The organism is Mycobacterium avium subsp. avium (assembly GCF_009741445.1).
Lineage (GTDB): Bacteria > Actinomycetota > Actinomycetes > Mycobacteriales > Mycobacteriaceae > Mycobacterium > Mycobacterium avium.
The window spans coordinates 600,188-621,544 of record NZ_CP046507.1; the positions used below are offsets into that span (position 1 = coordinate 600,188).

Consider the following 21,357-nt stretch of genomic DNA (forward strand, 5'->3'; position numbering starts at 1 on the left):
GCGGACCCGAAGCCGTTGCGGGGCAAGGCCAATCGAAGGCCGCCCGAAGGCGACCGATGATGCGAGCCCCCTGTCAGGATTGAACTGACGACCGCTCGCTTACAAGGCGAGTGCTCTACCACTGAGCTAAGGAGGCGGGGTAAAACCGGACCCCAGCCTAATCGCTCACTCGTCGGTGTCGATCACGCGTGCCGATCGCACCGCGCGCGACGACGGGCGCCGCCGGCCCGGCAACGGGATCCGGTCGGCGATGTTGCTCAGCGGGTTGACCACCATGGTCAGCGCGACGACGGCGTCCTGCAACGTGGCGATCGCGGGCTCGAGCGCCTCCATCCCGGGCGTCAACCGCGCCAGGGTGTCGGCGACGTCGGCGAGCTGGTCCAGCGGCCCGTGCTTGGCGGTCAGCTTGTCGATCAGCCCGCCCTCGGCCAGCAGCCGGTCGGCCAGCCCGTCCTCGGCCAGCAGCCGCTCGATCAGCCCGTCCTCGGCGACCAGCTGGTCGGCCAGCCCGCCGGGCTGCAGGGTGCGTTGCAGGGCGCCGCCCTCGGCGGTCAACCGGTCCAGCAGTCCGCCCTCGCTGGTCAGCATGTCGACCACCCCGCCCGGGCGCAGCAAACGGTCGAGCGGCCCGTCCGGCGCCACCGCCCGGCCCAGCGGCGCGTCGTCGTCGAGCAGCCGGGCCAGCCGGTTGGCCCGCACGATCGCGTCGTCGATGCCCAGCATCGACGTCATCGCGTTGGTGCCGGCGGTGCCGCTGTCGCCCAGCGCCCGCTTCGCCACGCCGACGGCCGCGCTGGCCACGCTCAGACCCGCGTCCGCCGCGGCCAGCCCCGCCCGGGCCGGAGCGGTCGCGGCCGACACGATGTTCTTGGCGAGGTTCATTCCCCGAGTCTATGCACGATGAGGCCCGGAAAACCCCGATCCGTCCCAAGGCAATGCGATGATTCCTGGCAGACTACTATCAGTCTGTTGGCACTGAGCTCGCAGGAATCACACAATCTTTCCATAGCAAACGTTCAAGCAAGGGACACCAGCACCTCATGACATCGGCCACCCCCACTGACGCCAAACCGGAGGCCCGCGTTCTCGTCGTCGACGACGAGGCCAACATCGTCGAACTGCTCTCGGTGAGCCTGAAATTCCAGGGGTTCGAGGTCCACACCGCCACCAACGGCGCCCAAGCCCTGGACCGGGCGCGCGAGGCCCGTCCCGACGCGGTGATCCTGGACGTGATGATGCCCGGCATGGACGGGTTCGGGGTGCTGCGCCGGCTGCGCGCCGACGGCATCGACGCGCCCGCGTTGTTCCTCACGGCGCGAGATTCCTTGCAGGACAAGATCGCCGGGCTGACCCTGGGCGGCGACGACTACGTGACCAAACCGTTCAGCTTGGAAGAGGTGGTCGCCCGGCTGCGGGTCATCCTGCGGCGCGCCGGCAAGGGCGGGGCCGAACCACGCAGCGCCCGACTGACTTTCGCCGACATCGAACTCGATGAGGAAACCCACGAAGTGTGGAAGGCCGGTCAACCGGTCTCGCTGTCGCCGACCGAATTCACGCTGCTGCGCTACTTTGTCATCAACGCGGGCACGGTGTTGAGCAAGCCGAAGATCCTCGACCACGTGTGGCGCTACGACTTCGGAGGTGACGTCAATGTCGTCGAGTCCTACGTGTCGTACCTGCGCCGCAAGATCGACACCGGCGAGAAGCGGCTGCTGCACACGCTGCGCGGCGTCGGCTATGTGCTGCGGGAACCGCGCTGAGCGCGCGCTCGGCCACCGGCGGTAGCGAGGAATCGGTCAGATGGTGGTGACAAGGCCTCGACGCGGACTACCCCTGCGGGTGGGGCTGGTCGCCGCCACCCTGGCCCTGGTCGCCTGCGGTCTGGCCGTCTCCGGCATCGCGGTCACGTCGATCCTGCGGCACAGCCTGGTCAGCCGCATCGACTCCACCCTGCTCGACGCCTCCCGCGGCTGGGCGCAGGCACCGCGGCGCCAGTCGTCCTCGGCCTACGAGGGCCCGGACCCGGGCCGCCCGCCGTCGAAGTTCTACGTGCGCGGCGTCAGCACCGACGGGACGCCGTTCACCGCCATCAACGACCGCAACGCCGAACCGGCGCTGCCCGCCAACAACGACGTCGGACCCAACCCGACGACGTTGCCCTCGGTGAACGGTTCGGACATCCAGTGGCGCGCCGTGTCGGTGCGCGGCCCGCACGGGCTGACCACGGTGGCCATCGACCTGTCCGACGTCCAGCACACCGTCAGCTCGCTGGTCTGGCTGCAGATCGGCATCGGGGTCGCGGTGCTGGCCGTGGTGGGCATCGCCAGCTTCGCGGTGGTGCAGCGCAGCCTGCGGCCGCTGGTCGAAGTCGAACAGACCGCGGCGGCGATCGCTGCCGGCCAGCTGGATCGCCGTGTGCCGGAACGTGATCCGCGCACCGAGGTGGGCCGGCTTTCGCTCGCGCTCAACGGCATGCTCGCGCAGATCCAGCAGGCGCTGGCGTCCTCGGAGTCCTCGGCCGAAAAGGCCCGCGGCTCCGAGGACCGGATGCGGCGCTTCATCACCGACGCCAGCCACGAGCTGCGCACCCCGCTGACCACCATCCGGGGATTCGCCGAACTGTATCGCCAGGGCGCGGCCCGCGACGTCGCGATGTTGTTGTCGCGCATCGAAAGTGAGGCCTCGCGGATGGGCCTGCTGGTCGACGACCTGCTGCTGCTGGCCCGGCTGGACGTGCAGCGGCCGCTGGAACACCACCGGGTGGACCTGCTGGCGCTGGCCAGCGACGCCGTGCACGACGCGCAGGCGATGGACCCCAAGCGCACCATCACCCTGGAGGTCCTCGACGGCCCCGGCACCCCGGAGGTGTTCGGCGACGAGCCCCGCATCCGGCAGGTGCTGGGCAACCTGATCGCCAACGCCCTGCAGCACACCCCGGAAAGCGCCGACGTCACGGTGCGGGTGGGCACCGACGGCGACGACGCGGTCCTCGAGGTCGCCGACCGGGGTCCCGGAATGAACGAGCAGGACGCGTCGCGGGTGTTCGAGCGGTTCTACCGCACCGACTCGTCAAGGGCGCGGGCCAGCGGCGGTACCGGGCTGGGGCTGTCCATCGTCGAGTCGCTGGTGCGCGCGCACGGCGGCACCGTCGGCGTGACGACCGCGCCCGGCCAGGGTTGCTGCTTCCGGGTGACGTTGCCGCGGATCAGCGACGTGCCCGCGGTTCAGGCCAGCTGAGCCAGGGCCGCCCTGATCTTGGCCTGGGCCTCGTCCAGGGACTCCGGGGAAGGGTTGCGGTCCACGTTGGCGAAGCCGAAGTCGCTGAGGCTGCGGGTGGGGAAGACGTGCACGTGCAGGTGCGGCACCTCCAGCCCGGCGATGATCAGGCCGGACCGTTCGGTCCGGAACGCCTTGCACACGGCCTTGCCGATCAGCTGGCTGACACCCATGACCCGGTTGAAGGCCGCGCTGTCCACGTCCTGCCAGTTGTCGATCTCCTCGCGCGGCACCACCAGCGTGTGGCCCTGCGTCATCGGCTCGATCGTCAGGAATGCGACGACGTCGTCGTCCTCGTAGACGAAGCGGCCGGGGAGTTCGCGGTTGATGATCTTGGTGAAGATCGACGCCATGGGCCCAGCATAGGTGCGCCGGATTCGGCGCGGCTCACGACTCCTGGCCGAACTGCATCATGTCCAGGTTCCAGTACCCGCGCATGTTGGTGATCAGCCCCGCCTCGTCGACCTTGTAGGTGAACACCCCGCGTACCGAGCTGGTGACGCCGCCGTCGAACCTGCTGTTGAGCACCAGGATGTGGGCGATCTCGTCGGGCGACGACGACGGGAAGGTCTCCTCGCAGGTGATGGAGAGCTGGTTGGCCGCGATGTTGGCGTCGAAGAACGCGCCGACGGCCTCCTTGCCGCGGACCCCGGTGCCGTCCGGGTTGGTGACGGACTTGCCGATCGGGTCCTCGATGACGACGTCGTCGGACATCAACGCCAACCAGCCCGCCCGGTCGTGCGCCTGCACGCACCGCCACGAGGCCTGCGACGCGGCCAGCGCCGGGGATGCCGCTGCGGTTTCGGTCATCTGTACTCCTGATGTTGCGCACCCCATGGCGCCGATTCGTCCCGGCGCCAAGGGGTGGCCGAAAACGGGTTACCGGTCGGCGTCGGTGTAGCGGATGACGCCGCGAATGTTCTTGCCGTCCAACATGTCCTGGTAGCCGTCGTTGATCTGCTCGAGCCGGTACTGGCGGGTGATCATGTCGTCCAGGTTGAGCTTGCCGGCCTTGTACATCGACAGCAGCTGCGGGATGTCGTACTGCGGGTTGCCGCCACCAAAGATGGTGCCCTGCAAGTTCTTCTGCATCAGGGTCAGCATCGCCAGGTTCAGCGTCACGTTGGTGTCCAGCAGGCTGCCGATGGCGGTCAGCACGCAGGTGCCGCCCTTCTGGGTGATGTTCAGGTAGTTGTCGACGTCGGCGCCCTGCAGCTCGCCCACGGTGACCACGACCTTGTGGGCCATCAGGCCGTAGGTCACCTCGGCCATGCCGGCCATGGCGGCCATGATGTCGGGGTAGACGTGGGTGGCGCCGAACTTCAGTGCCTGGTCGCGCTTCCACTCCACCGGGTCGATCGCGAAGATGTAGCGGGCGCCGGCGTTGACCGCGCCCTGCAGCGCCGCCATGCCCACGCCGCCGACGCCGACAATGGCGACGTCCTGGCCCGGCCGGATGTCGGCGGTGCGGACCGCCGACCCGTAACCGGTGGTGACGCCGCAGCCGACCAGCGCGGCCACCTCGAACGGGATCGACGGGTCGATCTTCACCACCGAGCTGCGGTGCACCACCATGTACGGAGAAAACGTGCCCAGCAGCGTCATGGGGTAGACGTTCTGGCCGCGGGCCTGGATGCGGAAGGTCCCGTCGGACACCGCTTCGCCGCCCAGCAGACCCGCACCCAGGTCACACAGGTTGCGCATGCCCGCCTGGCAGGTCGGACACGAGCCGCAGGACGGGATGAACGACAGCACCACGTGGTCGCCCGGGGCGATGTCCTCGACGCCGGGGCCGACCTCGGTGACGATGCCCGCGCCCTCGTGCCCGCCGAGCACCGGGAAGCCGGCCATCGGGATGCCGCCGGTGACGAGGTGATGGTCGGAGTGGCACATGCCCGCCGCTTCCATCTGGATCTTGACCTCATGCGCTTGCGGGTCGCCGATCTCGATTTCCTCGATGGACCAGGGCTGGTTGAACTCCCAGATCAGTGCGCCTTTTGTCTTCACGATGGTCCTGACCCCATTTCGCCTTTGAATTGAGACCGACCGGCCCCTTCATGCCGGCCAGCTAGGTGACGGGTGCCACAGGCACCCTTGTCGCGTCAGCATAGCGCGTGCAACGAATCAAATGCTTGGTTGGTACCCGCGGCGATCGCAAGCGCGGCGGAGCCGGGCGCCGCGGGTCGCCGCCATCGACACCGCGGCGATCTTCTGCGGGGCGATCGGTGTTCACCAGATCGGAACGGGCGCCTGGCCGAGCGGGTAGTAGCCCGGCAGCTTCTCGCCGGCGACGCTGCGCTCGATCCGCTTCTGCATGCCCGCGGACAGATCGCCGGATTCGATGAGCTTGCCGAACATCTTCGCGACGTGACCGAAGTCGAAGAAGTCGCGCTGCCATTCGATGAGGTTGTCGCTGTTGAGCCGAAACCAGCTGCCGCCGATGCCGTAGATCTCGTCCTGGGTGCCGTCGGCCTTGTTGACGATCTGCTTCCAGAAGCCGACGATCTCGCCCTGCTTCTCGTCGATGAGCACCTTCTGGTATTCGTAGACCCAGTTCTCCAGGCCTTCCATCTCCAAACCCAGTGCGATATCCCGGATTTCGTCGACCCCGACGCACATCACGTCTTCCTTGGGGCCGATGTTCCAGCCGTAGGTGGCGTCCTTGGCGTAGAAGTCCGCCAGCGGCCGCCAGTCTCCGGCCTTCTCACAGTCCTTGTTGGCCTGCAACCAGCGGTCGACCCAGGCCTCGAGTTCTTCGCGTGACGCCGTTGCTGTCATGGGTCAGTCTTCTTTCTCTTTGATGAACAGTGCTTGGGTTGGGCACATTTCGACCGCGCGCTCGACCTCATCGCGGGCGTCTTCGGGCGGCTCGGGGTCGACGATCTCGACCTTGCCCCGCTTGGGAACCCGGAAGTAGTCCGGGGCCTCGAGTTCGCACATGGCGTGGCCCTGACACAAATCCAGATCCGCTTCGATTCTGAATCCGCTCATCGGACGTACTCCTTACGCATTGCGCTTGCGGTAGCGGACCTTCGCCGGCCGGGCGAGCTGCACCACCATCTTGGAGTGGTCGTTGCGGTAGCTGTCCGCGGGTTGCGCCATCTCGAAGTCGTACTCGCGCAACAGGACCGAGAAGATCGCCTTGATCTGCATCTGCGCGAACGCCGCACCCACACAACGGTGCCGGCCCGCGCCGAACGGAATCCAGGTCCACCGGTTGACGATGTCGGCCTGCTCGGGCTTGTTGTAGCGGTCGGGCTTGAACGCGTCCGGGTCGGGAAAGTCCTCCGGGATGCGGTTGCTGATCGCCGGGGAGGCCGCGACGTAGTCGCCCTCGTGGATGGGGAAGCCCTCGACCTCGAACTCGCCCTTGGCCACCCGCATCAGGATGATCAGCGGCGGGTGCAGCCGCAGCGTCTCCTTGACCACGTTGTCGAGCTTCGGAATCGACCGCAGCGCATGGAAACTCACCTCCTGGCCGTCGGCGTAGAGCTCCTCGAGCTCGGCCAGCACCTCGGCGTACACGTCTGGATGGCGGATCAACTCGATCAGCGTCCACGCCGAGGTCCCGGAACTGGTGTGGTGCCCGGCGAACATCAGCGAGATGAACATCCCGGTGATCTCGTCGGCGGAGAACCGCGGCTTGCCGTCCTCGTCCTTGATCGACACCAGCACGTCGAGCATGTCGCGGTCGGCCTTGTCCTTGGGCGGGTTGGCCAGCCGCTGGTCCATGATCTCCTGCACCAGCGCAACGAGTTTCACCCGCGCCTCGTCGCGTCGTTTGAAGCTCTCGATCGGCAGGTAGGGATCGACGTAGCACAGCGGGTCGGTGCCGCGTTCCAGGTCGTGGTAGTACTCGGCGAACCGGTGGTCGAGCTGCTCGCGGAACTTCAGCCCGATCAGGCACGCCGTCGAGGTGTAGATGGTCAGCTCGGCGAAGAAGTCGAGCAGCTCGATCTCGCCCTCGTCCCCCCAGTCGGCGATCATCTTCTTGACCTCGCCCTCGATGGTGCTGGCGTGGCCCTTCATCTGCTCGCCGCGCAGCGCCGAGTTGTGCAGCATCTCCTTGCGCCGCTCGGGGCTGGCGTCGAACACCACGCCCTTGCCGAAGATCGGCGTCATGAACGGATACGCCTCGGCCTGGTCGAGATCCTCGTCGGCGGAGCGGAAGAAGAACTCGTTGGCCTGGGCGCCCGAGAGCAGGATGACGTGCTTGTCCACCAGCTGGAACCAGCCGACGTCGCCGCACTCGTCGCGCACGCGCTGCATCAAACCGATTGGGTCGGTGCGGAATTCCTCGAGGTGGCCGTGTTCTTCCTCGCCGCCGGAAACCCGGGGCACCACGGTGCTGGTCGTCATTGTCCTGGCATCCCCTCTTCGCCGAGTGCGAGCTTCTGGCGATCCTTGTTGTCCGCCAACGGCGCTTCGGGCTGAAGCTCCATGTTCGCGATGAAGCCGCCGCGCGGTGTCTCGGCGACGAACGTGATGGCTCGCGCCAGGTCCGCCGCGCGCAGGAAGTAGTCGTGGCGTGCCTGGCCCCATTTGGCCCAGTCCTCCAGGGCCGGGCCGATCTTCTCGGCCGGCAGGCTCCATCCCATCGCCGTCTTCGTCGGCCCCGGGTGCACGACCGAGGCCCGCACCCCGGTGCCCTCGAGCTCCATCTGGAAGTTGTTGACCATCGCCACCAGCGCGGCCTTGGCCGCGCCGTAGGCGCCCATGTGCGGCCGCTGGCGCAGGGCCACGTCGGAGCCGACGAAGATCAGGTCGCCGCGTTGCCGCTTGAGCATGCCCGGCAGCACGGCCGAGGCCAACCGGAAGGCGCCGACCAGATGTATCTGCAGTTGCGACTCGAATTCGTCGCCCGCGATCTCGGCGAGCTTGCCGAAGTAGGTGTCGCCCGCGCCGGCGACCAGCACCTCAATGTCGCCCAGCGCGTCCACCGCCTGTGCGACAAAGGATTTCACCGAGTTCGGGTCGGTGACGTCCAGGTGGAATCCCACCGCTTCGCCGCCGTCGGCGTTGATCTTGCCGACGATGTCGTTGAGCTTCTCCACCCGCCGGGCGCCCAGCGCGACCGGGAAGCCGTGCGCCGCGAGCTCGATCGCGGTGGCCTCGCCGATCCCGGAGGAGGCCCCGGCCACGATGGCCGGGCGACGTTCGGGCAACGGATCAAACCGGGGCATTCAGCGGACCTCCACGCTCATGGGTAGGTGAGCGAATCCGCGGACATTGCTGGAGTGGACGCGGACGGCGTTGGCCTCGTCCACCTCATATCCGCGGATTCGCTTGAACAACTCGGTGAGCGCAACTCGGGCCTCCATCCGCGCCAGATGCGCGCCCAGGCAGAAGTGTGCGCCACTACCGAAACTCAACAGTTTGGGCCCGATTTCGCGCCCGATCAGATAATCGTCGGGGTTGTCGAAGACCCGCTCGTCGCGGTGCCCGGACCCGGGCAACAGCAGCAGGACGTCGCCCTCGGGAATGGTGGTGTCGTACAGGGTCAGCGGCCCGGAGACGGTGCGGGCCAGGATCTGGCTGGAGGTGTCGTAGCGCAACGTCTCCTCGACCCACAACGGCACCCGGGACAGGTCGTCGTAGACGGGCGTCAGCTGGTCGGGGTTCTTGTGGCCCCAAAACGCGGCATTGGCAAGCAGTTTGGTGGTGGTCTCGTTACCGGCGATCACCATCAGGAACATGAACCCGAGCACCTCGTCGTCGGTGAGCCGATCGCCGTCGATCTCGGCCTCCAGCAGCGCCGACGTCAGGTCCCCGGTGGGCTTCTTGCGCCGCTCCTCGACCATCCCCTGGTAATAGACGATGAGGTTGAGCGAGGCCTCGACCGCCTCCGGCGGCACGTCGGTGACCCCCTCCTCGCGGTGCATCACGCCGTCGGCCCAGGCCCGCACCTGAACTCGATCGGCCTGGGGCACACCCATCAGCTCGGAGATGACGTCCATGGGCAGCTTGCCGGCGAATTCGTCGACATAGTCGACGGCGCCGCCGGCCGCAGAGCCCGCCTTGTCCAGCATGGTGTCGAGGTGCTGGGTGGCGATCTCGGTGACCCGGGGCTCCAGTTCGCGAATCCGCCTGGGCGTGAACCCCTTCGAGACCAGCGTGCGCAGCCGCAGATGAGCGGGGTCATCCATCGCCAGGAACGACATCGTCTTGGAGGCGTGCGGGCCGCGGGATGCCGGGTCCAGCGAGACGCCGTACTTGTTGGAAAGCGTTGTGCTGTTGCGGAATCCCTGCAGCACGTCTTGATGCCGGGACAGCGCCCAGAACTTCAGTTCGTCGTTGCGGTACAGGGGGGCCTCATCGCGAAGCCGCTTGTAGTACGGGTAGGGGTCTTCGTGGAAGTCGTAATCGTAGGGATCGAGCACCAACTCGTGGTCGCCCACATGGACGGTCATCGTGTGTCTCCAGCCTCTGTCTCTGGGCTTGCCTGTGTGGTGCCGGTCAGGATGAGCCGCACCACGTAGGCCAGCCGATCGGCGATCTCGCGGTAGCTGAACTCGCCGCTGCCGGCCTGGACCAGCGCGCCGAAGAACGACATCTCCAGCGCCGACACCGTGGTCGGGTCGGCGTCGGGGCCCATCGCCGAGGTGATCCGGCGGTGGATCTCCACCCCGATCCGGTCGCGCGCCGCGCGCACCGCGGGATCGGCGCCGCCGCTGAGCAATGCCGTCGTGCAGGCCGCGCTCACCTCCGGCTCGTCGGCGACCACCAGGGCCAGGTGCCGCAGCACCTGTTCGACCCGGGTCGGCATCGGGTCGTTGACGTCGGTGAAGTAGGGGACCTGGCGCACCAGGTCCAGGTAGACCTCGGCGATCAGGTGGTTCTTCGACGAGAAGTAGGTGTAGGCGGTGGCGGGGGCGACCTTGGCGCGGGCCGCCACCGCACGCACCGTCAGGTCGGAGTAGGACTTCTCCCGCAGCGTTTCGATCCCGGCGGCCAGCACCTTGCGGAAGGTCTCCTCCTGGCGCCGGTTGCGCGGCGGCTGACCGGTCTCACCGCCGGCATCGGATGTGATAGTCACCAGGGCGTCGCTGGACACATGTCCAAGCTAGCGGACCGGTTCGCCACGAAGCAAGCCCGATCCGGAAAGACACCGGTTAATCAGCTGTTTTCGCGCCGTTTCGGGTGGCTTGCCGCGGTCGCCCCTTGCACCGCCTATGGGCGGGAGACTATGGTTCGATCGGACAATATCGGACAACTGTCCACTAGCTTGGCGGGCCGGCTTCGACGGTCGCGCAGACGGGAGCACGAGATGGCCTTGCTGGCCGAGGGCGTGAGTGAACTGTTCATCGACGGCAAGATGTCGGCCGGCAACGCCGGCACCTTCCCGACGGTCAATCCGGCGACCGAGGAAGTGCTCGGCGTGGCCGCCAACGCCGACGCCGCCGACATGGACCGCGCGATCGACGCCGCGCGGCGGGCGTTCGACGAGACGGACTGGTCGCGCAACACCGAGTTGCGGGTGCGCTGCGTGCGCCAGCTGCGCGACGCCATGCGCGAACACATCGAGGAACTCCGCGACATCACCATCGCCGAGGTCGGCGCCCCGCGGATGCTCACCTCGGCCGCCCAGCTGGAGGGTCCGGTCGGCGATTTGAGCTTCGCTGCCGACACCGCCGAGTCCTACGAGTGGAATCAGGATCTCGGTCAGGCATCGCCGATGGGCATCCCCACCCGGCGCACCATCGCGCGGGAAGCCGTCGGTGTGGTCGGGGCGATCACGCCGTGGAACTTCCCGCACCAGATCAACCTCGCCAAACTGGGGCCCGCCCTGGCCGCCGGAAACACCGTCGTCCTCAAGCCCGCGCCGGACACCCCGTGGTGCGCCGCCGTGCTCGGTCAACTGATCGCCGAGCACACCGACTTCCCGCCCGGCGTCGTCAACATCGTCACCTCCGACGACCACGGCGTGGGAGCGCTGCTGTCGAAAGACCCTCGGGTGGACATGGTTTCGTTCACCGGGTCGACGGCCACCGGGCGCAGCGTGATGAGCGATGCCGCCGCCACCATCAAGCGGGTGTTTTTGGAGCTGGGCGGCAAGTCGGCGTTCGTGGTGCTCGACGACGCCGACCTGGGCGGGGCGTGCTCGATGTCGGCGTTCACCGCGGCCATGCACGCCGGGCAGGGCTGCGCCATCACCACCAGGCTGCTGGTGCCCCGCGACCGCTACGACGAGGCCGTCGCCGCCGCGGCCGGCACCATGGGATCGATCAAGCCTGGCGATCCCAACGACCCCGGAACCGTTTGCGGCCCGGTGATTTCGGCGCGGCAACGCGACCGGGTGCAGGGCTATCTCGATCTGGCGATCGCCGAGGGCGGCACGTTCGCCTGCGGCGGCGGCCGCCCGGCCGACAAGGACGTCGGCTTTTTCATCGAGCCCACCGTCATCGCGGGCCTGACCAACGATGCCCGGCCGGCCCGTGAGGAGATCTTCGGCCCGGTGCTCACCGTGATCGCCTACGACGGGGAGGAGGACGCCCTGCGGATCGCCAACGACTCGCCATATGGCTTGTCCGGCACGGTGTTCAGCGCCGACCCGGAACGCGCCGCCAACTTCGCGTCCCGGATGCGGGTGGGCACCGTCAACGTCAACGGCGGTGTCTGGTACTCCGCGGATGCGCCGTTCGGCGGCTACAAGCAATCCGGCAACGGGCGCGAAATGGGCCTGGCCGGCTTCGAGGAATACCTGGAAATCAAGACCATCGCCACGGCCGTGCAGTGACCGCGCCGCGCGGCTGACCGAGAGGAAAACATGCGATTCGAGAACAAAGTCGGCATCGTCACCGGATCCGGGGGCGGCATCGGGCAGGCGTACGCCGAGGCGCTGGCCCGCGAGGGCGCGGCGGTGGTGGTCGCCGACATCAACGCCGAGGCGGCCGAGGCCGTCGCCAAACAGATTGTCGCCGACGGCGGTACGGCCATCAGCGTCGCGGTCGACGTGTCCGACCCCGAGTCGGCCAAGGCGATGGCCGACCGCACCCTGGCCGAATTCGGCGGCATCGACTACCTGGTCAACAACGCCGCGATCTTCGGGGGCATGAAGCTGGACTTTTTGCTCACCATCGACCCGGAGTACTACAAGAAATTCATGAGCGTGAACCTCGACGGGGCGCTGTGGTGCACCCGCGCGGTGTACAAGAAGATGACCAAGCGCGGCGGCGGGGCGATCGTCAACCAGTCTTCCACCGCGGCCTGGCTGTATTCGAACTACTACGGCCTGGCCAAGGTCGGCATCAACGGCCTGACCCAGCAGCTGTCCCGCGAACTGGGCGGGCGCAACATCCGGATCAACGCGATCGCGCCCGGGCCCATCGACACCGAGGCCAACCGGACCACCACACCCAAAGAGATGGTCGACGACATCGTCAAGGGACTTCCGTTGTCGCGCATGGGAACTCCCGACGACCTGGTCGGCATGTGCCTGTTCCTGCTGTCCGACGAGGCGTCGTGGATCACCGGGCAGATCTTCAACGTCGACGGCGGGCAGATAATCCGATCATGACGACGAACGCGGCGCACACGACCGAGCAGCTGAAGCTCGGCTACATCGGGCTGGGCAATATGGGCGCGCCGATGGCCACCAGGATGACCGAATGGCCCGGCGGGGTAACGGTTTACGACATCCGGATCGAGGCGATGACGCCGCTGGCCGAGGCGGGCGCCACCCTTGCCGACAGCGTGGCCGACGTCGCCGCCGCCGACCTGATCCACATCACCGTGCTCAACGACGCCCAGGTGCGCGAGGTGGTCGGCGAGCTGGCCGCGCACGCCAAGCCCGGCACCGTCATCGCGATCCACTCGACCATCAGCGACACCACGGCCGTCGAACTGGCCCGCGATCTCAAGGCGCGGGACATTCACATCGTCGACGCCCCGGTCAGCGGCGGCGCGGCCGCCGCCGCCCGGGGTGAGCTCGCCACCATGGTGGGCGCCGACCGCGAGGTCTACGAGCGGATCAAGCCGGCGTTCAAACACTGGGCGGCGGTGGTCATCCACGCCGGTGAACCGGGTGCGGGAACCCGAATGAAGTTGGCCCGCAACATGTTGACGTTCACCTCGTATGCCGCAGCGTGCGAGGCGATGAAGTTGGCCGAGGCGGCCGGGCTGGACCTGCAGGCGCTGGGCCGGGTGGTGCGTCATACCGACGCGCTCACCGGCGGTCCGGGCGCGATCATGGTGCGCGACAACATGAAAGACCTCGAGCCGGACAACTTCCTCTACCAGCCGTTCTTGCACACCCGCGGCCTGGGGGAGAAGGATCTGAGCCTGGCGCTGGCGTTGGGTGAGGCGGTCTCGGTCGACCTGCCGCTGGCCCGGCTGGCGTACGAGGGACTGGCGGCCGGGCTCGGCGTGCCACACAAGGAGAAAGAGGCGTGATGGACGAACGGCGGCGCAAGGGCCTCGAGAAGATGAACGAGGTCTACGGCTGGGAGATGCCCAACGTCGAGGGCGACGCCTATTTCGACCTGACCGTCGACCACCTGTTCGGTAGCATCTGGACGCGGCCGGGCTTGTCGATGCGCGACAAGCGCATCATGACGCTGACGGCGGTGACCGCGATCGGCAACCGCGATCTGGCCGAGATCCAGATCAACGCCGCGCTGCTCAACGGCGAGCTCACCGAGACCGAGCTCAAGGAGATGGCCGTCTTCCTCACCCATTACCTCGGTTTCCCGCTGGGCTCGGCGCTCAACGGCGCGGTCGACGCCGTGGTGGCCAAGCGCAGGAAGGCCGCGGCCAAGGGCGCCGGCGAGGACAAGAAGGCCAACGTGGACGCCGCGTTGAAGATGCACTCGGGCGGTGAGCGGGGCTGATCGCCCGCTAGAGTGGCGTGTCGTGCGCGTCCTGGTGATCGGCTCCGGTGCCCGTGAGCATGCGCTGCTGCTGGCGCTGCGCAAAGACCCGCAAGTCACCGGGCTGGCCATCGCCCCCGGCAACGCCGGCACCGCCCGGCTGGCCGAGCAGCACGACGTCGACATCACCTCGGCGCCCGACGTCGTGGCCCTGGCCCGCGCGGTGCGCGCCGACCTGGTGGTCATCGGCCCCGAGGTGCCGCTGGTCCTCGGAGTAGCCGACGCGCTGCGGGCGGCCGGCATCGTGTGCTTCGGACCGGGCAAGGACGCCGCCCGCATCGAAGGCTCCAAGGCGTTCGCCAAAGAGGTGATGGCCGCGGCCGGGGTCCGCACCGCGGCCAGTGAAATCGTCGATACCCCTGCGCATTTGGACGCCGCGCTGGACCGGTTCGGCCCGCCGGCGGGCGAGGCGGCCTGGGTGGTGAAGGACGACCGGCTGGCCGCGGGCAAGGGCGTGGTGGTGACAGCCGACCGCGAGGTGGCGCGCGCCCACGCCGCCGCGCTGCTGGAGGCCGGCCACCCGGTGCTGCTGGAGTCGTTTCTGGACGGCCCGGAGGTGTCGCTGTTCTGCATCGTCGACGGCGAGACCGTGGTGCCGCTGCTGCCGGCGCAGGATTTCAAGCGGGTCGGCGACGCCGACAGCGGACCCAACACCGGCGGGATGGGCGCCTACGCCCCCGTGCCGTGGCTGCCCGATCGGGTGTATCGCGACATCGTGCACCGCATCGTCGAACCCGTTGCGGCGGAGATGGTTGCGCGTGGCTGCCCGTTCAGCGGATTGCTGTACGCCGGGCTGGCGATCACCTCCAACGGACCGGCCGTGGTCGAATTCAATTGCCGCTTCGGCGATCCCGAGACCCAGGCGGTGCTGGCGCTGCTGGAGTCGCCGCTCGGGCAGCTGCTGTACGCGGCGGGCAGCGGCACCCTGGCGGACTTCGGTGAACTGCGCTGGCACAACGGTGCGGCGGTGACCGTGGTGCTGGCGGCGGAGAACTATCCCGGACGGCCCCGGGTGGGCGACGTCATCACCGGCTCGGAAGCCGAGGGCGTGCTGCACGCGGGAACCGCGCGGCGCGAGGACGGCGAGATCGTCTCCTCGGGGGGCCGGGTGCTGTCGGTGGTGGGGACGGGCCCCGACCTGGCGGCCGCGCGGGCCAAGGCATACCAGATCCTCGGATCGATTCGGTTGCCGGGCAGCCATTTTCGCACCGACATCGCACAGTCGGCGGCCGACGGCAAGATCCGGGTCTAAAACGCGGCGGCCTGGCCGTCGCGGCGCGGGTCGCTGGCCGCGACGTAGCCGGTATCCATCCGCCAGATCGCCTGGCAGCTGCCGAACTGGTTGTAGTCGTCGACCGCCACCAGATCGTGTCCGCGCCGGCGTAACTCGTCCAGCGTCGCGGCCGGGAAACCGTTTTCACAGCTCACCTGCGTGCCCTGCACCCAGCGGAACCGGGGGCCGTCACAGGCCGCCTGCGGGTTCTGGCCGTGGTCGGCGATGCGCACCATGACCTGCACGTGTCCCTGCGGCTGCATCATGCCGCCCATCACCCCGAAGCTCATCACCGGCGCGCCGCCCTTGGTCACGAAGCCCGGGATGATGGTGTGGTAGGGCCGCTTGTTCGGGCCGACACTGTTCGGATGACCAAGCCCCGCAGTGAAATTCGCGCCTCGGTTCTGCAGCGAGATCCCGGTTCCCGGCACCACCACGCCCGACCCGAAGCCCATGTAGTTCGACTGGATCATCGACACCATCATCCCCGCGGCGTCGGCCGCGGTCAGATATACCGTTCCGCCCGCCGGCGCCCCCGCCGACACCGGCTTGGCCCGGGCGGGGTCGATCAGCGCCGCCCGTCGCTCGAGGTATTCGGTGTCCAGCAGGCGTTCCGGCCGCAACGGCATGTGCTCGATATCGGCGACGTAGGCCTGGGCGTCGGCGAAGGCCAGCTTCACCGCCTCGATCTGCAAATGCACGCTGTCGGCGGAATCGACTGGCAGCGAAGCCATGTCGAATCGCTCGAGGATGCCCAGCGCGATCAGCGCGACGATGCCGTGGCCGTTGGCGGAATCTCGTGCACGGTGTAGCCGCGGTAGTCGCCGGTGATCGTCTCCACCCAGTCGGCGCGGTGGGCGGCCAGGTCGTCGGCCGTCATGGCGCCGCCGTTGGCCGCCGCGTGCTCCGCGAGGCGGGCGGCCAATGCGCCGCGGTAGAACGCCTCGCCGCGGCTCGCCGCGATGGCCTCGAGCGTGTCCGCGTGCGCGGGCAGCCGGAACCGCTCCCCGGGCCTGGGGGCCCGACCCTCAGGTGCGAACGCCTCGGCGAAACCCGGCTGTCCGGCGAACAGCGGCACCTGCGCCACCCATTGCTCCGCGACCACGGGCGATACCGGAAAGCCGTTGCGGCCGTACGCTATTGCCGGTGCGAACAGCCGCTCGAACGGCAGCTTGCCGAAGCGGGCGTGCAGTTCGGTCCACGCCGACACCGCACCGGGCACGGTGACGGAATTCCAGCCGAGGACGGGAACGGCGTTGCCGCCGAAGTATTCCGGGGTCCACGCCGCCGGTGAGCGGCCGGAGGCGTTGAGGCCGTGCACCTTCTCGCCGTCCCAGACGATGGCGAACGCGTCGGAGCCCATTCCGTTGGAAACCGGTTCCACGATGGTCAGCGTGATGGCGGTGGCGATGGCCGCGTCGACCGCGCTGCCGCCCTCGGCGAGCATCCGCAGACCCGCTTGGGCGGCAAGCGGTTGCGATGTGCACACCACGTTGTCGGCCAGGACCGGCTTGCGGGGCCAGGCGTACGGGAAGTCCCATCCGAACGGTTGGTTCACCTTCGCGAGCGTAACGCCGGCGTGACGCCCGGGGCCCAGCGCCGCGCTGGCGTGACGCTCGCGGGCCCCGTGCGATCAGGCCGTCAGCAGCGGGGCCATCCAGCTCAGCTCGGCCGGCAACTGCGAACTCCAGAATTCCGGGTTATGGCCGCCGGGCGAGAACCCGCCGGCGGGCGGATTGGGCAGCTGTGCAATGAATTGCTTTGTCGCAGCGTAAAACGGGTCGTTGTCGCCGCAATCCACCCGGATCGGGATCGATCCCAGCGCGGGCATCCCGAACACCGAGTTGGCCGCGAAGTCGTCGGGTCCGTCGAAGGCCCCCGGCGCGGCCGCACCCGAGGATAGCCACAGCGCCGGGCTCACCGCGCAGATCGCCGCCGTCCGCGCCGGCCCCAGCCGGCCGCCGAGCAGCAGCGCGCCGTAACCTCCCATCGACCAACCCAGGAACGCCACCCGCGAGGTGTCCAAGCCCTGGTTGCCCAGCAGCGGGATGAGCTCGTCGAGCACCATCGCGCCGCTGTCCTCGCCGGAAGACCGCTTGTGCCAGTAGCTGCCGCCGCCGTCGACGGCGACCACCGCGAACGGCGGCAGCCCGGCATTGACGGCCTGGGCCAGACCCTGCTCGACGCCGCCGGCCATCACGGTCGCGGCGTCACTGCCCTTGCCGTGCAGCGCGATCACGGGCCGCAGCGGTTTGGTCTGACCCGGCGGACGCGCGATGGCCCAGTTGGTGTTGACCCCGCCGCGCGCGGCCGACACGAACGAGCCGGTGACCATGGTGGGGGCGGCCGCCGCCGGCGGAGCCGGATCGCGGGGCGGACCCGGGGCGGGCGGTGGGGGCGCCAGTGGCGTCCCGGTGCCGGCCGCCGGCATGGCCTGAGATGCCCGGGGTTGTAACAGGATGTCGAGCCCGTAGGCGCCCACCGCGCCCACGGCGGCACCGGCGCCGAGACGGAGCACGGCGCGTCGGCTCAAGTCGGGCATGCGGGTCATCATGCCATGTCCTTAGGGTTGAAGGGGTCTGGGATTGGATGTCCTGGATGCCCAGGACGGTGGGGTGTGGCTAATGTGTTGTTGCAACGGTTGTTGCTTGAAAGGAATGGCCGCCCTGCCGTTTTGGACGGTCCTGGCCACTGATTGAGATCTGACGCGTACTCGATGACGCTGCTCTAAGGACCTGTTGGCGGGGTTGTCCGCGGGGACTGCGACGACAGGAGTAGCGGTATGGCCGAACCCGACCGAGTGTGGGTGGGTATCGACGTCGGTAAGTCCACTCATCATGCGTGCGCGATCGATGACACCGGAAAGGTGGTGTGGTCGAAGAAAATCCCGAACGAACAGGCCGCGATCGAAGACCTGATCGCCCAGGGCGGCCGGATTGCTAACCACGTGGTGTGGGCGATCGATTTGACCTCGCCGCCGGCGGCGCTGCTGATCGCCGTACTGCTGAGCGCGAAAGCCGAGGTGGTGTATGTGCCGGGCCGCACGGTTAACACGATGAGTCATGCGTTCCGCGGCGAAGGCAAGACCGACGCCAAAGACGCGCGGGTAATCGCCGAAACCGCTCGGCACCGACGAGATCTGTCCCCGGTCGTACCCGGCGAAGACCTGGTTGCCGAATTGCGGTCGCTGACCGCATACCGGTCGGATCTGATGGCTGACTGGGTGCGAGGCGTGAACCGGCTGCGCTCGATGCTCACCGCCATCTTCCCTGCTCTGGAAGCTGCGTTCGACTACTCCACCCGCGCGCCGTTGATCCTGGTATCCGCTATGTGCACTCCGGGCGAAATCCGGTCGGCAAAAAGAGCTGGCGTGATCAAGCACCTTCGGAAAAACCGGGCATGGCCCAACAACATCGACACGATCGCCGACAAGGCGCTCGCCGCGGCAGCAGGCCAGATAATCACCCTTCCCGGCGAAGCCGGAACCGCCGCGCTCATCAAGCAACTCGCAGCACGGCTGCTGGACTTGGATCGGCAGATCAAGGACATCGATAAGCAAATCACCAACAAATTTCGTGAGCATCCCAGCGCCGCCATCATCGAGTCGATGCCCGGCATGGGGCCACACCTGGGCGCTGAGTTCCTCGTAATCACCGGCGGCAACATGGCCGCCTTCACCAACCCCGGCCGACTGGCATCGTTCGCCGGATTGGTACCCGTCCCACGCGATTCCGGCCGTATCACCGGCAATCTGCATCGGCCCAAGCGCTACAACCGGCGCCTGCGCCGCGTGTTCTACCTCGCCGCCCTGTCCAGCCTCAAGATCGAAGGTCCCTCGCGGGCTTTCTACGACCGCAAACGATCCGAGAACCATATCCACACCCAGGCCCTGCTTGCCCTGGCACGCCGCCACGTCGACGTCCTGTGGGCACTGCTGCGCGACAACAGAACCTGGCAACCCCAGCAACCAACCGTGGCAGCTGCCTGACGCACTCACCGGGCGTCCTCACCGCTTGACACGCTCATGGAGATTCCTTTCGACCCTTTCGACCGTGGGGGAGTACCACCGGCTCACCCGCGCAAACGGCGCGGCTGTGCCCCTATCCATCGGTGGGTGGGTTGCCTACGATCGATAGGGGTAGTCGAAAGTGGTGATTGCGGCGGCAGACGGCGACCTTCAGAGCGACCTTCGTGGCGCGGTAGCGATCGGTGCGTCGGCCGGCGGCGTCGAGGCGCTGTCGAACCTCGCCGCCGGGTTGTCGCCGGACGTGCCGTTCGCGTATCTGATGGTGCTGCACGTGCCCGCGGGAGCGCCCAGCATCCTGGCCCGCATCATCGACCGCAGCGGTCCGCTGCCCGCCTCCGCCGCGCAGGACGGCGCGCCGCTGCAACCCGGGCACATCTACGTCGGCGTCCCGGACCGGCATCTGCTGGTCGACGGCGCGCACGTGCTGCTGTCGCAGGGGCCGACCGAGAACGGCCACCGGCCCGCCATCAACGCGTTGTTCCGGTCGGTGGCGCTGACGTTCGGGCCGCGCGCGATCGGCGTGCTGCTCTCCGGTGTGCTCGACGACGGCGTGCTGGGGATGGCGGCCATCCGCTCCCGCGGCGGGGTCACCGTCTGCCAATCACCCGACGACGCACTGTTCCCGGCGATGCCGGCCAACGCCCTGGACGCCGGTGTGGTGGACCGGCAGGCCGCCGCGGCCGACATCGGCGTGGTGCTCAAGGAGCTGGCGCACCGAGAGATAGAGGATCCCGACATGCAACGCGACCCCGGGATGGAGCTGGAGAACCGCATCGCCATGATGTCGCGGTTCGCCACCGACTTCGACACCGAAAAGCTGGGCCCGCCGTCCGGCTACACCTGTCCCGACTGCAACGGCTCGCTGGTCTCGCTCAGCGAGGGCAACTACCGCTGCCGGGTCGGTCATGCCTGGACGGCCGAGGCCCTGCTGAGCGCGCGGGACAACGAGCTCGAGGGCGCCCTGTGGGTGGCGGTGCGCAGCCTGCAGGAGAAGGCCCGGCTGGCCCGTGACATGGCCGGCAAGGCCGGGGCGGGCCTGCTCTCGCGGCGCTACACCCAGATCGCCGAGGAAAGCGAACGCGCGCTGCACGTGCTCAGCCACCGGCTGGCCGGCGCCGCCGAGGGTGAAACCCGGTGAACGAGCAGCGGTCCGCGGTGCAGATCGCGTCCGAACAGGACCGGGACGTGCCGGTCCTGACGGTCGACGGCGTGCTCGACAGTTCGACCTACCGCACCGTGCGCGACACCGTCATCAAGGCCGCGATCGACGAACCCCGCGCCGTCGTCGTCGACGTCGACCGGGTGCGCGCCCCGTCCGCCTCCGCCTGGACGGTGTTCACCAGCGCGCGCTGGCACGTCAGCATTTGGCCCGACGTCCCGATCCTGCTGGTGTGCGCGCACCCGCAGACGCGGCGCGAGATCACCACCGCCGGCGTGACCCGCTACGTGCCGGTGCATCCCACCCGCGAGCTGGCCGTGCGGGCCGTGCACGGCCGGACCCTGCAGGTGCGGCGGCGGGCCCGCACCGAACTGCCGCGCTCCGACACCAGCCTGCACCTGGCCCGCGCCGTGCTCACCGATTGGCTCACCCAGTGGGACATCCGGGAGGTCATCCCCGTCGCGGCGACGGTGGCGACCGTGTTCGTCGAAAACGTCCTCGACCACACCGAGAGCGCGCCGGTGCTGATCGTCGAGAGCCATCGCGACACCGTCACGGTCGCGGTCGAGGACAACAGCTTTGCGCTGCCCGGCCGGCACGAGGACGCCGACCGCGGCGCCGACATCGTCTCCGGGCTGGCCATCGTGTCGGCGCTGTGCCGGGTGTGGGGAGCCACCCCCACGTCGTCCGGCAAGACCGTGTGGGGATCGGTCGGCAGGGAAGACCGGATCTGAGTCCCGCGAGTAGTGTTCAA

19 protein-coding genes, 1 tRNA gene and 3 pseudogenes are annotated in these 21,357 nt (G+C 68.4%); 10 read left to right on the top strand and 13 right to left on the bottom strand.

Annotated elements, in window-relative coordinates; translation table 11 throughout:
• Nucleotides 1-64: 64 nt before the first annotated feature.
• Nucleotides 65-136, bottom strand: a tRNA-Thr gene (locus MAA44156_RS02990).
• 29 nt (nt 137-165) lie between these two features.
• Nucleotides 166-882, bottom strand: a complete 717-nt coding sequence (locus MAA44156_RS02995; RefSeq protein ID WP_003875751.1) for a hypothetical protein — start codon at nt 880-882, stop codon at nt 166-168.
• A gap of 158 nt (nt 883-1,040) precedes the next feature.
• Here MAA44156_RS02995 and phoP point away from each other — a divergent pair, with 158 nt between their 5' ends.
• Both phoP and MAA44156_RS03005 read left to right on the top strand, forming a co-directional pair.
• A complete protein-coding gene (gene phoP / locus MAA44156_RS03000) occupies nt 1,041-1,760 on the top strand; it encodes a two-component system response regulator PhoP (RefSeq protein WP_003875752.1) in 720 nt (239 codons plus the stop codon).
• Between the two features lie 46 nt (nt 1,761-1,806).
• A pseudogene (locus MAA44156_RS03005) lies at nt 1,807-3,253 on the top strand (sensor histidine kinase).
• A gap of 79 nt (nt 3,254-3,332) precedes the next feature.
• On the opposite strand, the pseudogene MAA44156_RS03010 reads toward MAA44156_RS03005, so the two are convergent.
• The 9 genes and pseudogenes from MAA44156_RS03010 to MAA44156_RS03050 all read right to left on the bottom strand — a co-directional run.
• Nucleotides 3,333-3,629 (bottom strand): annotated as a pseudogene (locus MAA44156_RS03010) (HIT family protein); the annotation flags it as partial.
• A 34-nt stretch (nt 3,630-3,663) separates the two neighbouring features.
• Nucleotides 3,664-4,086, bottom strand: coding sequence for a ketosteroid isomerase family protein (locus MAA44156_RS03015; RefSeq protein ID WP_003875755.1), 423 nt, complete (start codon nt 4,084-4,086; stop codon nt 3,664-3,666).
• A gap of 69 nt (nt 4,087-4,155) precedes the next feature.
• Nucleotides 4,156-5,283 (bottom strand): NDMA-dependent alcohol dehydrogenase, encoded by a 1,128-nt coding sequence (locus MAA44156_RS03020; RefSeq protein WP_003875756.1) that lies wholly within the window; start codon nt 5,281-5,283, stop codon nt 4,156-4,158.
• A gap of 222 nt (nt 5,284-5,505) precedes the next feature.
• Nucleotides 5,506-6,054 carry a nuclear transport factor 2-like protein gene (locus tag MAA44156_RS03025; protein ID WP_003875757.1) on the bottom strand — a complete coding sequence of 183 codons (549 nt, stop codon included), beginning with the start codon at nt 6,052-6,054 and terminating at the stop codon, nt 5,506-5,508.
• Nucleotides 6,055-6,057: 3 nt separating this feature from the next.
• Nucleotides 6,058-6,267 (bottom strand): ferredoxin Fdx, encoded by a 210-nt coding sequence (locus MAA44156_RS03030; protein ID WP_003875758.1) that lies wholly within the window; start codon nt 6,265-6,267, stop codon nt 6,058-6,060.
• Nucleotides 6,268-6,279: 12 nt separating this feature from the next.
• Complete coding sequence (locus tag MAA44156_RS03035; RefSeq protein ID WP_009974879.1) at nt 6,280-7,635, bottom strand: lanosterol 14-alpha demethylase; 1,356 nt, start codon at nt 7,633-7,635, stop codon at nt 6,280-6,282.
• Nucleotides 7,632-8,459: an SDR family oxidoreductase gene (locus tag MAA44156_RS03040; protein WP_009974880.1), complete on the bottom strand. Its 828-nt coding sequence runs from the start codon at nt 8,457-8,459 to the stop codon at nt 7,632-7,634. The genes MAA44156_RS03035 and MAA44156_RS03040 overlap by 4 nt, the downstream gene beginning before the upstream one ends.
• A complete protein-coding gene (locus MAA44156_RS03045) occupies nt 8,460-9,686 on the bottom strand; it encodes a cytochrome P450 (RefSeq protein WP_003875761.1) in 1,227 nt (408 codons plus the stop codon). It abuts the gene before it with no gap.
• Complete coding sequence (locus tag MAA44156_RS03050; RefSeq protein ID WP_003875762.1) at nt 9,683-10,330, bottom strand: TetR/AcrR family transcriptional regulator; 648 nt, start codon at nt 10,328-10,330, stop codon at nt 9,683-9,685. The genes MAA44156_RS03045 and MAA44156_RS03050 overlap by 4 nt, the downstream gene beginning before the upstream one ends.
• A gap of 213 nt (nt 10,331-10,543) precedes the next feature.
• On the opposite strand from MAA44156_RS03050, the gene MAA44156_RS03055 reads away from it, so the two are divergent.
• Genes MAA44156_RS03055 through purD form a run of 5 tightly spaced genes read left to right on the top strand, consistent with a single transcriptional unit; the run spans nt 10,544 to nt 15,396 of the window.
• Nucleotides 10,544-12,013 (top strand): aldehyde dehydrogenase, encoded by a 1,470-nt coding sequence (locus MAA44156_RS03055; RefSeq protein ID WP_009974881.1) that lies wholly within the window; start codon nt 10,544-10,546, stop codon nt 12,011-12,013.
• A 30-nt stretch (nt 12,014-12,043) separates the two neighbouring features.
• Nucleotides 12,044-12,793, top strand: a complete 750-nt coding sequence (locus MAA44156_RS03060) for an SDR family oxidoreductase (RefSeq protein WP_003875764.1) — start codon at nt 12,044-12,046, stop codon at nt 12,791-12,793.
• Nucleotides 12,790-13,668 carry an NAD(P)-dependent oxidoreductase gene (locus MAA44156_RS03065; protein WP_009974884.1) on the top strand — a complete coding sequence of 293 codons (879 nt, stop codon included), beginning with the start codon at nt 12,790-12,792 and terminating at the stop codon, nt 13,666-13,668. Before MAA44156_RS03060 ends, MAA44156_RS03065 begins: the two co-directional genes overlap by 4 nt.
• A complete protein-coding gene (locus MAA44156_RS03070; protein WP_009974886.1) occupies nt 13,668-14,105 on the top strand; it encodes a carboxymuconolactone decarboxylase family protein in 438 nt (145 codons plus the stop codon). The genes MAA44156_RS03065 and MAA44156_RS03070 overlap by 1 nt, the downstream gene beginning before the upstream one ends.
• A 22-nt stretch (nt 14,106-14,127) precedes the next feature.
• Complete coding sequence (gene purD / locus MAA44156_RS03075) at nt 14,128-15,396, top strand: phosphoribosylamine--glycine ligase (RefSeq protein ID WP_009974887.1); 1,269 nt, start codon at nt 14,128-14,130, stop codon at nt 15,394-15,396.
• On the opposite strand, the pseudogene MAA44156_RS03080 reads toward purD, so the two are convergent.
• Nucleotides 15,393-16,975: pseudogene (locus MAA44156_RS03080) on the bottom strand (gamma-glutamyltransferase family protein). The gene purD and the pseudogene MAA44156_RS03080 overlap by 4 nt on opposite strands.
• A 75-nt stretch (nt 16,976-17,050) precedes the next feature.
• Nucleotides 17,051-17,971 (bottom strand): alpha/beta hydrolase-fold protein, encoded by a 921-nt coding sequence (locus MAA44156_RS03085; protein WP_121035552.1) that lies wholly within the window; start codon nt 17,969-17,971, stop codon nt 17,051-17,053.
• A 228-nt stretch (nt 17,972-18,199) separates the two neighbouring features.
• Between MAA44156_RS03085 and MAA44156_RS03090 the strand changes: the two genes are divergently transcribed.
• The 3 genes from MAA44156_RS03090 (at nt 18,200) to MAA44156_RS03100 (ending at nt 21,337) form a co-directional block, all read left to right on the top strand.
• Nucleotides 18,200-19,405 carry an IS110-like element IS901 family transposase gene (locus MAA44156_RS03090; protein ID WP_009974923.1) on the top strand — a complete coding sequence of 402 codons (1,206 nt, stop codon included), beginning with the start codon at nt 18,200-18,202 and terminating at the stop codon, nt 19,403-19,405.
• Between the two features lie 160 nt (nt 19,406-19,565).
• A complete protein-coding gene (locus MAA44156_RS03095) occupies nt 19,566-20,582 on the top strand; it encodes a chemotaxis protein CheB (protein WP_009978522.1) in 1,017 nt (338 codons plus the stop codon).
• Complete coding sequence (locus MAA44156_RS03100; protein ID WP_003874786.1) at nt 20,579-21,337, top strand: STAS domain-containing protein; 759 nt, start codon at nt 20,579-20,581, stop codon at nt 21,335-21,337. Before MAA44156_RS03095 ends, MAA44156_RS03100 begins: the two co-directional genes overlap by 4 nt.
• Nucleotides 21,338-21,357 lie beyond the last annotated feature (20 nt).